General features: G+C 70.7%; 14 protein-coding genes. 9 read left to right on the forward strand and 5 right to left on the reverse strand.

Annotated features, from left to right (window positions below; genetic code table 11):
- Nucleotides 1-101 precede the first annotated feature (101 nt).
- Complete coding sequence (locus ACIRD7_RS26905) at nucleotides 102-647, forward strand: hypothetical protein (RefSeq protein WP_403457620.1); 546 nt, start codon at nucleotides 102-104, stop codon at nucleotides 645-647.
- 21 nt (nucleotides 648-668) lie between these two features.
- A complete protein-coding gene (locus ACIRD7_RS26910; protein WP_403457621.1) occupies nucleotides 669-1,055 on the forward strand; it encodes a hypothetical protein in 387 nt (128 codons plus the stop codon).
- 3 nt (nucleotides 1,056-1,058) lie between these two features.
- Here ACIRD7_RS26910 and ACIRD7_RS26915 read toward each other — a convergent pair whose 3' ends face one another.
- The 3 genes from ACIRD7_RS26915 to ACIRD7_RS26925 form a co-directional block, all read right to left on the reverse strand.
- Nucleotides 1,059-1,988, reverse strand: coding sequence for a hypothetical protein (locus ACIRD7_RS26915; protein WP_403457622.1), 930 nt, complete (start codon nucleotides 1,986-1,988; stop codon nucleotides 1,059-1,061).
- Nucleotides 1,989-2,067: 79 nt separating this feature from the next.
- Nucleotides 2,068-4,557, reverse strand: a complete 2,490-nt coding sequence (locus ACIRD7_RS26920) for a DUF4132 domain-containing protein (RefSeq protein WP_403457623.1) — start codon at nucleotides 4,555-4,557, stop codon at nucleotides 2,068-2,070.
- Complete coding sequence (locus ACIRD7_RS26925) at nucleotides 4,557-4,949, reverse strand: hypothetical protein (protein ID WP_403457624.1); 393 nt, start codon at nucleotides 4,947-4,949, stop codon at nucleotides 4,557-4,559. The genes ACIRD7_RS26920 and ACIRD7_RS26925 overlap by 1 nt, the downstream gene beginning before the upstream one ends.
- A 68-nt stretch (nucleotides 4,950-5,017) precedes the next feature.
- Between ACIRD7_RS26925 and ACIRD7_RS26930 the strand changes: the two genes are divergently transcribed.
- The 5 genes from ACIRD7_RS26930 to ACIRD7_RS26950 all read left to right on the forward strand — a co-directional run bounded on the left by ACIRD7_RS26930 (nucleotide 5,018) and on the right by ACIRD7_RS26950 (nucleotide 8,476).
- Nucleotides 5,018-5,428, forward strand: coding sequence for a VOC family protein (locus ACIRD7_RS26930; RefSeq protein WP_403457625.1), 411 nt, complete (start codon nucleotides 5,018-5,020; stop codon nucleotides 5,426-5,428).
- Nucleotides 5,429-5,545: 117 nt separating this feature from the next.
- Nucleotides 5,546-5,953, forward strand: a complete 408-nt coding sequence (locus ACIRD7_RS26935) for a hypothetical protein (RefSeq protein WP_403457627.1) — start codon at nucleotides 5,546-5,548, stop codon at nucleotides 5,951-5,953.
- 13 nt (nucleotides 5,954-5,966) lie between these two features.
- The gene (locus tag ACIRD7_RS26940) at nucleotides 5,967-6,455 is read left to right on the forward strand and encodes a thiol-disulfide oxidoreductase DCC family protein (protein ID WP_403457628.1); all 489 of its coding nucleotides are present in this window, start codon (nucleotides 5,967-5,969) and stop codon (nucleotides 6,453-6,455) included.
- Between the two features lie 187 nt (nucleotides 6,456-6,642).
- Nucleotides 6,643-7,671, forward strand: a complete 1,029-nt coding sequence (locus tag ACIRD7_RS26945) for a trypsin-like serine peptidase (protein WP_403457629.1) — start codon at nucleotides 6,643-6,645, stop codon at nucleotides 7,669-7,671.
- A gap of 37 nt (nucleotides 7,672-7,708) precedes the next feature.
- Nucleotides 7,709-8,476 (forward strand): TetR family transcriptional regulator, encoded by a 768-nt coding sequence (locus tag ACIRD7_RS26950; protein ID WP_403457630.1) that lies wholly within the window; start codon nucleotides 7,709-7,711, stop codon nucleotides 8,474-8,476.
- An 81-nt stretch (nucleotides 8,477-8,557) separates the two neighbouring features.
- On the opposite strand, the gene ACIRD7_RS26955 is transcribed toward ACIRD7_RS26950, so the two are convergent.
- The gene (locus tag ACIRD7_RS26955; RefSeq protein WP_403458196.1) at nucleotides 8,558-10,972 is read right to left on the reverse strand and encodes an MMPL family transporter; all 2,415 of its coding nucleotides are present in this window, start codon (nucleotides 10,970-10,972) and stop codon (nucleotides 8,558-8,560) included.
- A gap of 165 nt (nucleotides 10,973-11,137) precedes the next feature.
- On the opposite strand from ACIRD7_RS26955, the gene ACIRD7_RS26960 reads away from it, so the two are divergent.
- Both ACIRD7_RS26960 and ACIRD7_RS26965 read left to right on the forward strand, forming a co-directional pair.
- Entirely contained in the window at nucleotides 11,138-11,827 is a 690-nt protein-coding gene (locus ACIRD7_RS26960; protein WP_403457633.1) for a response regulator transcription factor, read from the forward strand.
- Complete coding sequence (locus ACIRD7_RS26965) at nucleotides 11,824-13,278, forward strand: ATP-binding protein (protein ID WP_403457635.1); 1,455 nt, start codon at nucleotides 11,824-11,826, stop codon at nucleotides 13,276-13,278. Before ACIRD7_RS26960 ends, ACIRD7_RS26965 begins: the two co-directional genes overlap by 4 nt.
- Nucleotides 13,279-13,299: 21 nt before the next feature.
- Here ACIRD7_RS26965 and ACIRD7_RS26970 read toward each other — a convergent pair whose 3' ends face one another.
- On the reverse strand, nucleotides 13,300-13,707 hold the full coding sequence (locus ACIRD7_RS26970) for an ATP-binding protein (RefSeq protein ID WP_403457637.1): 408 nt from the start codon (nucleotides 13,705-13,707) through the stop codon (nucleotides 13,300-13,302).
- Between the last annotated feature and the right edge of the window lie 46 nt (nucleotides 13,708-13,753).

Below are 13,753 nucleotides of genomic sequence, written 5' to 3' on the forward strand. Positions count from 1 at the left end.
GGATCCGACCGCTTCCATGCGGTTCGGGTACTGCTGAAGGAAATATTCCGCCGTCACACTGCGACCCAAGGCGTTCAAGCACGGGGTGGCGGGGGGACCTTGTGGCTGAGGGGATCGCAGGAGCGTCGTCTGCCGGTGGCCATGCGCCGCAGCACGGATACGGCACGGCGGTGAAGGAAGCACATTTCGTAGCGGCGCCTCTCCTCACGGCTGCCGCGTTGTCCCTGGCCGGCGTGGTCGGCGGTGCGGACACGGCATTCCGCTGGCCGGGAGCGACACTCATTCTCCTGGTGATCACAGCCATGACCCTGATCTTCAGCATGCAGCTCGCGTACCGGGCACGCTCCTACTTGTTCACGTACAAGGAGCTCAAGGAGCACTACGAAGGACTACCCGGACCCGACGTACCCACTGAACAGGTGCGCCAGGAGTACGGGGATGCCCAGGAGAAATGGGTGAATGGCAACTACGTGGCCGTGCTTACGTACAACGCGGGGACCTTGCTGCTCGGCCTGGGCGTCACGGTGTCCCTGTTTCCGCCTGACGGAGGTGAGCAGTTCGTCGCCCGTTGGGTCGCCGCCGGCCTTGTGTTCGTGGGCACGGTCGCGGACGCGGCCTGGATCGTGAAGCAGTACTGGTACCGGTAGCTCAGCCGAATCGGAGGAAGCATGCTGCACCAAGTCATAGATGCCGAACTTCCCGGCGCGGCGCCCATAGGCAAACCTTGCCCCGGCTGCAAAAGGAGCCTTCCGCCGCAGGCCGGTGGGTACCCGGACGCGCCTGCCCTTCTCAGGAAACCCACGGTCGAGGAGCTGCACAAGAAGGCGCTCGCAGGAAACCCTCGCCCGCTCCTCAAGTACTTGGACCCGACGCGGTATCCGCCGATGCAGCACGGCAGCACCGTCACAGACGCCGAGGAGACACAGCAACGACCCTGTCCAGTCAGTCACTTTCCGGCGTGGCTCCTCGCCCACTGCCGCACTGTGGACGAGGTATTCGACTGGGAGAAGAAGCTGAAGCGCTGGTGGACGCCCACACCGCCGAACGCTCCTTGAGGCTCACCGGGCCCCAGCACCTTCATCGGCGTCATCCAAACCCGAGCTCTGGGCCGAATGTCCGTGGTGATACGGCAGATCACTGTGCGCTGCTCCTGCGAACAGTTGCGAAAGTCGAAGGAACATGTCCTCCTCGGCATCCCGATCTGACGGCAAGTGGTGGTGGAGAGCCTCCAGCAGGTCGAAGCGATGCAGGTCGTAGGCCACATGCATGAGCCCCGAGTATGCCTGCGCCGCCGTCACCGCACCCTTGTACGCGATCGCCGCGAGCATCAGTCCGACAGCACAGAGCCACCAGGCAGAGGGCTCGTCGTACAAGGCGGCGGCCGCCAGGCCGGTGAGGGCGAGCAACGCCCAGCACAGGTTCACTGCTGTGTCGAGTGAGTCGCGGGTGGAGCCCAGGACTTCGGCCATACGGTCGGAAACCTGGAGATAGAGGCGTGACCAGGAAGTCAGCGTGGTCAGGCCATACCGCTCCCCTGCACTCAGTTCCCCGGCTCGCAGCGCGTTGCCGAGCGCTGTAGGCAGCAGGACCTCAGCGGCCGGCTTGGCGGCGAAACGGCGGCGCGCGTCGGCCTGCAGGCGCCGATCCCTGTCCCCGCTCACTTCCTTGTCTGTGCGTCTGCGCAACGCGTACCAGCGTCTGCGCTGCCACCGCGCCAGCATTCCGGCCAGCCAGGCGGTGAGGGCCCAACGATCCCAGTACCCCTCCAGAACTCGCACGGCTCGCACTTGAAACGGGCGCAGCAGCAGCCCCAGGAAACAGGCGCCGACGGTGACAGTCATGATCGCCCTCAGCGCTTCCGTCGGCTGCTGCGGCCACACGGCCCCCCAGTCACTCCGCCCCGAAAAACTCCCCGCCCGCACCAGCGCAAGCACCCCGGCGACGAACAGCGCGCACGGCGCGAAGTGCACCGACAGCACCCGTCGCACGAAGCCCGCCCTCCCCATACGCCCCTTGAGCGCTGTTCAGTATGAGGGGCGGGGGTTCGTGGGACGGAGGGAGGTGGCGCTACAGCTGGCTCAGGATCGTGGGGTCCGTGATCTTCGTGTCGTCGGCCAGCATCATCGCCTTGCTCAGGATCACAGCCAGCATCCGGTCCCCCTCGTACGGCAAATAGCCCGCCTGCGGTGTCGGCCCGCCGGACTTCGGGACGATGCACAGGTACCGGTCGTTCGGGGTTCTGAGGATGTTGCCCGAGCCGAGGTGGATCTTGTACGTGTGGCGTTCGCCCTTCACGTGCAGGAAGCGGCCCTCGATCGTGCAGCGGTCGGCGATGGCCAGTCGCGGGACGAGGCGTTCGAGGAGGGCACGGCGGGTCTCCGCGCTCGCGCCCAGCTCACCGAAGCCGTACGACGTCCAGTACTCCCGGAAGCGCCCGCCGGGGCCGCCGTCCTGCCACGTCGGGTCGTTGCCGACACTCGCCACGCCCACGAACAGGTCGACGTCGCGCAGGACTTCGGACAGGACCAGCGGCGGGATGTCCGCCAAGGGCAGCGCCTCGACCGGGTCCACACCGTCGCGCAGCCACATGCGGTACTCGCCGCCGCAGCAGTGCGCCGAGTTCCGCGGGGCGTCGATCGGGTAGAAGCGGACCTGGTCGGTGCGCAGCCGCAGGAAGCTGCCGGAGTCGGTGATGTCCTCGTAGTTCTCGCCGGGGTCGCCCGCGACCCAGTACTCGGCGCGCAGCCCCCACTGCGGCAACTCCCGCACGGCGGGCGGTGCCTCGTCGTCGACGGCCAGGCGCAGCTTGTTCTGCCAGCCCCGGAGCGCCGCCAGGGAGTGGAACTGGTGCTGGCGCAGGAAGTGCGCCGCGAAGCGGTTGGAGTACGTCCCCGTCGCGCGCTCGGCGTCCGTGAGCAGGTACACCTCGCGGTGGGCCTGCTTGAACGGCTGCGTGATGCCGTGCCGCTCCAGCCAGTCGCGCCAGGCGACGGTCTCGGCGGGCTCATGGCCGACCGGATGCCACAGGCCGACCCGGGTGCCCTCGGTCACCGGCACGTCGGCGAGCGTGCGCAGCTCACCGTCCGCGTACCCGACGGTCGTACCGTCGACCGTCCACAGCAGGCGGCGGGCGAGCGTGCCGACCAGCGGATGGTCGAGGTAGCGCTCGCGCCAGGCGGCGTACGGCCAGGTGCGGCGCGCCAGGAACTGGCGGTCCAGGCGCTCGCTCTGCGCCGAGAGCATCTTGTCGATGTCCTTGACCGCGCCCTTGAGCTCCTTGAGCTCGTCGGCGTGGTCGCGGCGCACGGCGGCGGGCACGCTCCTGACCGCCTTGCCGCTCGCGTTGCGCCAGCTCAACACCGCCTTGGGGCCCTGGACCTCGAGCACCGCCGTGACCTCGCCGAGCCGCTGCTCCGCCCGGCCCACCTCCGTCAGGCCGTACGCCGGTACGGCCAGTTCCTCGACCTCCTCGCGGCTCAGGCCCAGCGCCTGCGCGCGGGCGTCCAGCGCGGTGTTCACGAGCTTGAGCGTGCCCTTGAAGGTGACGCGGGTGGCCAGCCGGGCGAGTTCGGCGAGGGCCGGCTCACCGTCGATGCGGGCCAGTGCGTTGACCGCGGCGTTGGCGACCTTGGGGTTCACCGGGCCGAGGCCCGCGACCTTGCGCAGGGCGGTCTCGGCGAGGGCGCCCAGGGTGCGCGCGGTCTCGGGGTGTGCGGGGAGGAGGGCGAGCAGCCAGGTCAGGCCGCGTACGGCGTCGGCGTTGTACGGGTCGAAGGCGGCGTTGGGATCCGGACCGTAACTCCCGCCGAGCAACGGCGTGGTCCGTGGCCTGCCCACCAGCCGCAGCCAGCTCAGCAGCCGCTCGCGCACCTCGTCGGCGCCGAGTGGCTCGATCAGTGCCCGGGCGGCCTTGTCCCACTTCGCGGCCGGGCGGGTGGCCGTCGCGGTGGCCGCGTGGGCCAGCAGCCGCCGCCAGTGCGCACCGAGTTCCGCCACGTCGGCGAGGGCCAGGTCGGACCATGCCTCGCCGGGGTTGACCGGGGGGCCGTCGAGCCGGGCGACCAGTGTCCCCAGTTCCTTCTTGCCGTTCCACAGTGTCAGACACGAGCGGCGCACCACGGCGACGAACTCGGCGGGCAGCTCCCGCCCGTCGGCGAGCTCCAGTTCGGCGAGCCGGGTCAGCTGACCCGTGTCGTAGTGCACGTCCTGCTCCCCGGCCAGGCGGATCAGCGCTGACCGGGTGTCGAGCGGCTGTGCCTCGTCGGCCGGACCCGTCGTCCGCAGGCCGGCGAGCAGCGTCACGATGCGCCTGCGTGGAGCGGTGTCGTAGCCCAGTTCGTGGTAGCGGGCGGCGAGTCCGTGCACGATCCGCGCCTGGAATCCGGCGTCGGCGCCCAGGATCGCGTCGATGACCTTGCGGCCCTCCCAGCCCCACCGGCCGCCGGTCATCTCGGCGAGTTCGAGCAGTGCGGCGACGAGCGGCTCGGCCTCCCGGGCGGCGGCGAGGCCGAGCGCGCGGTGGACCAGCTCGGCGTATTCCGGGGTCTTGTCGATCATCAGCCACCCACCAGCGCGACGAGCTTGAGGAAGGTGATCTCGGTGCCGGGCTGGAGCTCGATCTCGGCGTCGAGGTCGGTGACCTGACGGTCTCCCACGAGCACGAGGAAGCCGTTGCCCGCGAAGGCCTTGAGGGCGAGCGCGGTCTGCGCCTCGGGGTCTATCCGGCGGGCCGTGCGCATCGCGTAGCCGTTGAGGACGCGCTCGGCGTCCTGCGGCTGCACGAGGCCCTGGAAGACCTCCGGAGTGCGCGCGTTGTACTCGGCGACCTCCTGGAAGACCCGGCGCCGGATCAGCTCGCCCACCGTGAGCCGCTCCTCGGCGATCTCCAGCCCCCAGCCGTCGCTACGGCTCCCGCTTGTCGTCTCGTCGACGAACGTCACCATTCCCATGCCGCCGACAGTACGAGGCGGCACTGACAATCACCGATTCCGGCCGATCATCGCCTTACCCTGACGGTATGTCAGATGACGAGTCGTACGAACTGCTCGGGTTCGACAACGTACTGCTGCCGGTCGGCGACCTCGCCGAGGCCGTCGGTTTCTACGAGCGGGCCGGGTTCGCGGTCGGGTTCCGGCTCGACGAGGCCGGGATCGCGCTGCTGAAGGTCGGGGGCGAGACGCCGGGTCTGCTGCTGCGCCAGGAGGAGGCGGTGAGCCACCGGCCGCCGCCGTGGCACTCGGCTCGCGTGTGGCTGGAGGTGCCGGACGCGCGGGCGGCTGCGCGGACGTTGGGCAACGCGGGAGTCGAGCCGCTCGACGCCCCGTTCTCCGGGGCGACCGGCTGGACCGTCGAGATCGCCGACCCCTGGGGGAACGTCATCGGGCTCACGGACTACTCCAAACGGCCGGAGCTCGGACGCCGACCCTGAGAGCACCCCCGCATAGGGCGTGACGCAGGCCTCACTCAATTGAGTTGAACATGTTCAAAGGCAGGGCCTACAGTCATCCCTGTCAGCGTTTTGAACGCGTTCAAGAAGGGGGAGGCCATGGACCGCACGGTCATCGCCTACGTCATCTACCTCGTCGTCAGCATCGCCCTCACCATCTGGGTGGCCCGCACACTCAGCCGCAACGGGCGGATCTTCCTCGCCGACGTGCTGCGCGGGAACGAGAAGCTCGCCGACGCCGTGAACCACCTCCTGGTGGTCGGCTTCTACCTCGTCAACCTCGGCTTCGTCGCGCTGTATCTGAGTGACGACGACACCGTCCTCGACACCCGGGGCATCTTCGAGGCCCTGTCGACCAAGCTCGGCGTGGTGCTGCTGGTGCTCGGCGTGATGCACCTCGGCAATGTCTACGTACTCAACAAGATCCGGCGTCGCGGGGTGATGGAGCGCGAGCAGGTGCCCCCGGTCGTGCCCCAGGACTGGGTCACCCCGCCGGCCGGGGCCTGAGCGGGGGCGCGCCATGGCTGCCGACACACCTCCCGCCGCGCGGACGGGCGCCGCGGTCCGCGGACTCACCGTCCTCTACGACGCCCAGTGCTCGCTGTGCACCTTCCTGCGCGACTGGCTCGTGAAGCAGCCGCAGTTGGTGCCGCTGGAGATGGTGCCGGCCGGGTCCGAGGAGGCCCGGCGGCGCTTCCCCGGCCTCGATCACGGCGCCACGCTCGACGAGATCACCGTCGTCGGTGACGCCGGGCAGGTCTACCGGGGCGGCGCCGCCTGGACCGTCACGCTGTGGGCGCTGCGCGAGCACAGGGGACTCGCGCATCGCCTCAGCACCCCGTCCGGGGCGCGCCTCGCCAGGGGGGCCGTACTCGCCGCCGCGAAGTGGCGTGGCGGACAGTGGGGCGGGCGGGCCTACCGGCGCGGGGACGGATGGTCGTACGACCCGAGTTGGGGCTGGGCGTACAACCCGCCGGGGTGCGCGGACGGCACCTGCGCCGCCCCCTAGGGGCGACAAAAGGAACCATCCCGGCGCGAACAGCACGCCTACGGCCTCCGGTTCTGGCATGCACCCTTCCAAAACCGCGTCCGTGTTGGCACGCTGCCCCCGGTTCATCCACTCCGCACACGCACCGGCTGTCGGTCGCCGGGCGGCCGCCCGGCCGCCCGGTCCCCCCATCGCAGAAGGAGTACGCGTGAGAGGCATACCCCGCGTCACCCGCATACCCCGCCCCCTCCTCGGCGCCCTGGTCGGCGTCACCGCGCTGCTCACCGCGAGCGCCCTCGCCACCCCCGCGGGCGCCGCGCCGAGGCCCGACACCTCGACCGGCGTCAGCTCCGTCACGGCCGGAGCGCAGCAGCAGGCCCGTGACTTCTGGACCTCCGAGCGGATGCGCGAGGCGACCCCGCTCGACCTCGTGAGCGTCAACGGCCATTTCGACGGGGGCTCAGCGCCTCTCAAGGGCGCGGCCACCACCGTCGCCCCCACCGCCGCCCCGGCCTCGGCGGTCGGCAGGACCGCCGCCGACATCGGCCTGATGGCCTTCCCGAACGGCGGCGGTCAGTGGACCGGCGGCGGCGCGGTCGTCTCCACGGCGGGCCGCGTGTTCTTCTCCTACCAGGGCCGTACGGCGTCCTGCTCCGGCAACGCCGTCACCAGCGCCAACAAGAGCACCGTGATCACGGCGGGCCACTGCGTGAAGCTGGAGGGCGCCTGGCACACCAACTGGGTCTTCGTGCCCGGCTACCACGACGGACAGGCCCCGTACGGCCGCTGGAGCGCGTCGAAGACCCTGTCCACCCGGCAGTGGACGGCGAGCGAGGACATCAACTACGACGTCGGCGCGGCCGTCGTCGCGCCGCTGGACGGCAAGCTGCTGACGGACGTCGTCGGCGGGCAGGGCCTGGCCTTCAACACCGGCTACAACCTGCGCATGTACTCCTTCGGCTTCCCGGCCGCCGCCCCGTACGACGGCGAGAAGTTCATCTACTGCAGCGGCAACACCAACCGGGACTTCCTGCTCTCCAACGACCACGGCATGAACTGCAACATGACCGGCGGCTCCAGCGGCGGCCCCTGGTTCACCCAGTTCAACGAGGCCACCGGCACCGGCCTGCTGTCCTCGGTCAACAGCTTCAAGTACAACTTCCTGCCGAACCGGATGTACGGCCCGTACTTCGGCGCCGACGCCCAGAACCTGTACCAGACGGCGCAGACCTCCTGACGGTCGGCGCAAACGGCACTCGTTAGGCTCTCGTTCCGTGTCCTCGAAGAACGACAGCCCTGAACAGGGCGACGCACCCAGCAAGTCCGAGCAGACCCGTGCCCTGATCCTGGAGACCGCCATGCGGCTGTTCCAGGAGCGCGGCTACGACAAGACGACCATGCGGGCCATCGCCCAGGAGGCCGGGGTCTCCGTCGGCAACGCGTACTACTACTTCGAGGGCAAGGAACACCTGATCCAGGGCTTCTACGACCGGATCGCCGCCGAGCACCAGGCGGCGATCCGGGACGTCCTGGCCCGCGAGACCGACCTGGAGGCACGGCTCGCGGGCGTGCTGAAGGTGTGGCTGGACATCGCCACGCCCTACCACGAGTTCGCGGTGCAGTTCTTCAAGAACGCCGCCGACCCCGACAGTCCGCTCAGCCCCTTCTCCGCGGAGTCGGAGCACGCGCGCGTGGAGGCCATCAACATCCAGCGGCAGGTGCTGGCGGGCGCGAAGACCAAGGTGCCCGAGGAGCTCCGGGACGTCCTGCCGGAGTTGATGTGGCTCGCCCAGATGGGGCTCGTCCTGTACTGGATCTTCGACCGCACCGAGGGCCGCGAGCGCAGCTACCGGCTCGCCGAGCGGGGCGCCCGGCTGACCGCGCGGGGCGTGACGCTGGCGCGGTTCCGGGTGCTGCGGCCGCTCGTGCGCGAGGTGCACGAGCTGTTCACGGACTTCCTGCCGGGCATGACCAACGCCATTCCGGATCCCGCGAAGAGGAATGCGGACAAGTCGAAGCCGACGAATACCGACAAGTCGTAGGCGAGCAAGGCGGACCGGCACGCCCCGGCGAAGGGGCGCCACGCCTAGGACGAGCGCCCCTGATACCGCCTCCGGCAGACGTCAGTTGACGGCGTCCACCTCACCCTCGGCCAGCTCCACGTCGTACACCAGTGGCCCCTCCGTCACGACCACCTGCCCCGCCCGGGAGCCGTACGACTCGGCGCTCGTCGCCAGCAGGTACGTCCCCGGCGCGGGCACGGCGACGATGTACGAGCCGTCGGCCAGGGACGTCACCCCGTCCAGCCGGCGTCCGCCCGTCGTCAGCAGCGTCACCACGGCGCCCTCGACCGGCTCGCCGTCGGTGCCCCGCACGAACCCGTGCACGACCGAGGGCCGGCCCGCCGCGACCGGCTCCTCCTCGGCCGCCGGCGTCTCGTCCTCCTTCGGCTCGACCGCGAGATGCGGCAGCCGCTTCTCCAGCCAGTCCGGCAGCCACCAGTTGGCGTTCCCGAGCATGTGCATCGCGGCCGGCACCAGCGCCGTACGCAGGATGAAGGCGTCCAGGGCGACGGCCGCCGCGAGGCCGATGCCCGCCATCGCGCCCTCCATGTCGCCGCTCAGCACGAACGCGCTGAACACGCAGATCATGATCAGGGCGGCGGAGTTGATGACCCGGCTGGTCTCCGCGAGGCCGACGCGTACCGCGCGCGCGTTGTCCTTCGTGTGCACCCACTCCTCGTGCATCCGGCTCACCAGGAACACCTGGTAGTCCATGGACAGGCCGAACAGCAGGGACAGCATGATCACCGGCAGGAACGACGTGATCGGGCCCTCCTTGCCGACGCCGATCAGCTCGGTGCCCCAGCCCCACTGGAAGATCGCCACCAGGACGCCGAAGGACGCGGCCGCCGCGATGAGGTTCATCAGCGCGGCCGTCAGGGGCACGACCAGCGAGCGGAAGGCCACCAGCAGAAGCAGGAAGCCGAGCGCGATGATCGTCGCGACGAAGTACGGCAGCCGGTCGCCGGTGACGGAGGCGAAGTCCTTGAAGACCGCCGTCACCCCGCCCACGTGCGCCTCGGCGCCCGACCGCGGGATCACGTCGTCGCGCAGCCGGTCGATCAGCTGGTCCGTCTGCTCGGACTGGGGTGACGTGCTCGGCACGACCTGGATGACCGTCACGCCGTTCGCGGGCGGTACGGCGGCCACCTGGGCGACGCCCTCGGCCGACCGGATGCCGTTCACCAGGGCGTCGGGCGCGTCGCCCTCGACGACCACCTGGAGCGGGCCGTTGAAGCCGGGGCCGAAGCCCTCGGCGAGCAGGTCGTAGGCCTGCCGGGTGGTGGTCGACTCCTGGTGGTTGCCCTGGTCGGTGGCTCCGAGCCGCAGCGACAGCACCGGGATCGCGAGGACCGCCATGACGACGACGGCGAGCGCCGCGACCGGCCGCGGGCGCCTTTGGACGGCCGACGACCAGCGCGCGGCGAGCCCGCTCGCCTCCGCCGGCTCCGGTCCCGTGGCGGCGAGCCGGCGCCGCTGCCGGCGGCTGAGCACTCGCGTGCCGAGCAGGCCGAGGAGGGCCGGGAGCAGGGTGATCGCGGCCAGCACGCTCAGGACGACGGTGAGCGAGGTCGCCACGACCACGCCGTCCAGGAAGCGCATGTTCATCACCAGCATGCCGGCGAGGGCGATGCACACCGTGCCGCCGGCGAAGAGCACCGCGCGCCCGGAGGTGTTGAGCGCGGTCACGGCCGCGTCCTCGGGCTTCATCCCGCGCAGGATTCCGCGCCGGTGCCGGGTGACGATGAACAGGGCGTAGTCGATGCCGACGCCGAGGCCGATCAGCGAACCGAGCAGCGGGGCGACCTCGGGCACGTCCGTGACATGGCTGAGCAGCATCGTGCCGATCAGGCCGGTGCCGACGCCCGCGATCGCCACGACGATCGGCAGCAGCATCGCGAAGAGCGAGCCGAACGCGAGGAACAGCACGACCGCCGCCGCGAGGATGCCGACGGCCTCCGCGATGCCCTGCGGCGGCTCCTGGGTGCGGGCGATCGCCTGGCCGCCCAGCTCGACCTGGAGTCCGCCCCGTTCGGCGGCCTGTGCCGTGTCGACGACCTCCTCGATCAGGTCCATCGGGACGGCGTTCGCCTGCTCGGTGAAGGTGATCTGCGCGTACGCGATCCGTCCGTCCCGGCTGATCTGCGCGGCTCCTTGCGCCGCGTACGGGTCGGTGACCTCACCGACCCCCTTCATCCGCCCGATCTCCTCGAGCGCGGGCGCGATCCGGGACCGTACGGACTCGTCCCGCACCGAGCCCTCGTCCACCTTCCACACCACCGTGTCGGTGTCGCCCGCGCGCTGCGGGAAGGCCTTCTCCATCAGGTCGTACGCCGTGGTGGAGTCCGTGTTCGGGAGGGAGAAGACGTTCGCGTAGTTCGTGCCCGCGGCCGAACTCGCCGCTCCCAGGCCGAACAGTGCCCCCACCCACAGCAACAGGACCACCAGCCGGTGCCGATAGCACCACCGTGCCAATGCCGCCACGCTCAACGCTCCTTATTCGGTTCGGTCGGTCCCCCAGGTCCTGGGCAACAGGATTGGCGGCGGGAGGCGCGCGTGGCATGCGTCGGCCATGACTCTCAAGGAACTCCAAAGCGGGTTACCCACCCGGTTGTCAGTGCCCCCGCCGATACTGGGGGCATGACGACGGGTTCTGGCACCGTGCTGGTCGTGGAGGACGAGGAGAGCATCGCCGACGTGCTCGCCATCGCCCTGCGCTACCACCGGTTCGAGGTCATGACGGCGGGCACGGTGCGCGGCGCGCTCTCCCTCGCCGAGCGCACCCGCCCGGACGTGGCGCTGCTCGACGTCATGCTCCCGGACGGCGACGGCCGCGCGCTGGGCCGGGAGCTGCGCGAGCGCCGGCCGGACCTGGCGCTGGTGTTCCTCACCGCACGCGACGCGCCCGCCGAGATCGTCGGCGCCCTGGGCTTCGGCGACGACTACATCACCAAGCCGTTCGACGTCGACGTGGTCATCGCCCGGATCACGGCCGTCCTGCGCCGCACCCGGCCCGCCGACGTCCTCCCGCAGCGACCGCCGCTGAGATACGGCGATCTGGAGCTGGACGAGACGACGTACTCCGTGCGCAGGGCGGGCCGCACCGTCGAGCTCACCCCGACCGAGTACGCCCTGCTGCGCTTCCTGGTGCGCAACGGCGGCCGGATCGTCCCCAAGGACCAACTCCTGCGCCATGTCTGGCAGTACGAGCACACCCCGCCCGAGTCGACCGTCGTGGAGACCTACATCAGCTATCTGCGGCGCAAGCTGGACGCCCTGGGGCCGCCGGTGATCACCACCCGGCGGGGTGTCGGATACGGGCTGGCATGAGGCTCCCCTGGTTCTCCCGCGTCGGCCGCCGGCGGGGCATCCACTCGCTGCGCGGCAAGCTGACCCTGGCCAATGTGGCCCTGCTGGCGATCGGCATCGTCGTCGCGACCGCGGTCAGCCTGATGACCGCGCGCTTCTACCTGCTCGACAAGGTCGACACCGAACTGAAGAACGCGCGCACCACACTGGCGAACGCCGGCTTCACCCTGCGCCAGATCGAGTCGCTGAGCGAACTGGGCGTCGCGCTGGACAAGTTCACCCACGACGGCACCACGGACACCGATCCACTGCCGAGTCCGACCATGGTGTACGTCGCGGTGGACTCCGGCGGCCGTCCGGTCGCCCTCGGCCCGCTGGAGCCGACCGAGCGCCAGCACGCGCTGGCCGCGGCCGCGAAGGACCCGGTCGCCCTCGCCGCCGACAAGGAGCCGCGGGACGTCCGGGTCGACGGCGACCGCTACCGGATGGCCGGCGCGCGGCTCACGGACGGCACCGTCGTGCTGATCGCCGTCCCGACCGAGGGCCTGCACGAGGGCATGGGCAAGGCGCTCAGAATGGACCTCGCCGTCGGCACCCTGCTGCTGGCTCTGCTGGCCTGCCTGACCATGTTCAGCGTGCGCCGCCGGCTGCGGCCGCTGGAGGACATGGTGGAGACGTCGTCGGCGATAGCCGAGGGCGATCTGACCCGCCGCATCCCCTCCAACAGCGATCCGACGCTGGAGGTGGAGCAGCTGCGGGTGGCCCTCAACTCCATGCTCCACCAGGTGGAGTCGGCGTACCGTACGCGCGAGCGCAGCGCGGCCCAGCTGCGTCGGTTCGTCGGCGACGCCTCGCACGAGCTGCGCACCCCGCTGTCCGCGATACGCGGCTACCTCCAGCTGTACGACAAGGGGATGCTGCCGGAACCGGCCGAGCGCAAGCGGGTCTGGGACCGGATGAACGGCGAGGTGGACCGCATGGGCCGGCTCGTCGATGAGCTCCTCACCCTGGCCCGGCTCGACCAGCGGCCCGAACTGCGGTTCCGCAACGTCGACCTGAGCCGTCTGGTGCGCGACGCCGCCGACGATCTGCGGGTGCAGCAGCCCGAGCGGCCCATCGCGGTGGACGCCGAGGGCGCCCTGCTCGTGCGCGCCGACGAGTCGGGGCTGCGCCAAGTGCTGGGCAACCTGCTGAGCAACGTCCGCACACACACGCCCGCCGACGTGCCGGTGCGGCTGTGCCTGGAGCGGGCCGACGGGGTCGTTCGGCTGTGTGTCGAGGACAAGGGGCCGGGGCTGTGCGAGGAGGACGCGGCCCGGGTCTTCGACCGGTTCTTCCGGGCCGGCGGGGGTGCGGGCAGCGGGCTGGGGATGGCCATCGTGCAGGGGGTGGTGGAGGCGCACGGCGGAGAGGTCGCCGTGGAGACGGCGCCGGGTGAGGGCTTGAAGGTGACGGTGGCCCTGCGCACTTGAGGGGCCCGTTGCCCCGGCGCGTCACGGCCCGCCCGGTGGAGCGACCAGCGCCCACACCGTCTTCCCGTGACGTCCCCGGCTCCACACCCCCCATGCGGCGGCCAGGCTCTCCACCAGGTGCAGGCCCCGGCCGGCCTCCGCCCCCTCCCCCACCACCCGCAGCCGTGGCTCCAGTCGGCCCTCGTCGGACACCTCGATCAGACAGGAGCCGTCGGCGAGCGCGGTCACCGCGACCTCGAACTCGCGCTCCAGCGAAGGGCCGTGGCGTACGACGTTGGTGGCCAGCTCGGACACGAGCAGGACCGCGTCCTCCAGCGCCGTATCCCGCGGCCCGTGCCCCCAGTCGGCCAGGTGGTCACGGACCCGGCGCCGGGCGAGACCGACGGACGCCGGATGCCGGGGCAGTTGGAAGGCGTTGCGTCTCAACACGTCTGCTCCTCACCCCACGCACACCTCCGTCACATGGTGCAGGGCC

The sequence above is a fragment of the Streptomyces sp. NPDC093568 genome, from assembly GCF_044764945.1.
In the GTDB taxonomy this organism is placed as follows: Bacteria; Actinomycetota; Actinomycetes; order Streptomycetales; family Streptomycetaceae; genus Streptomyces.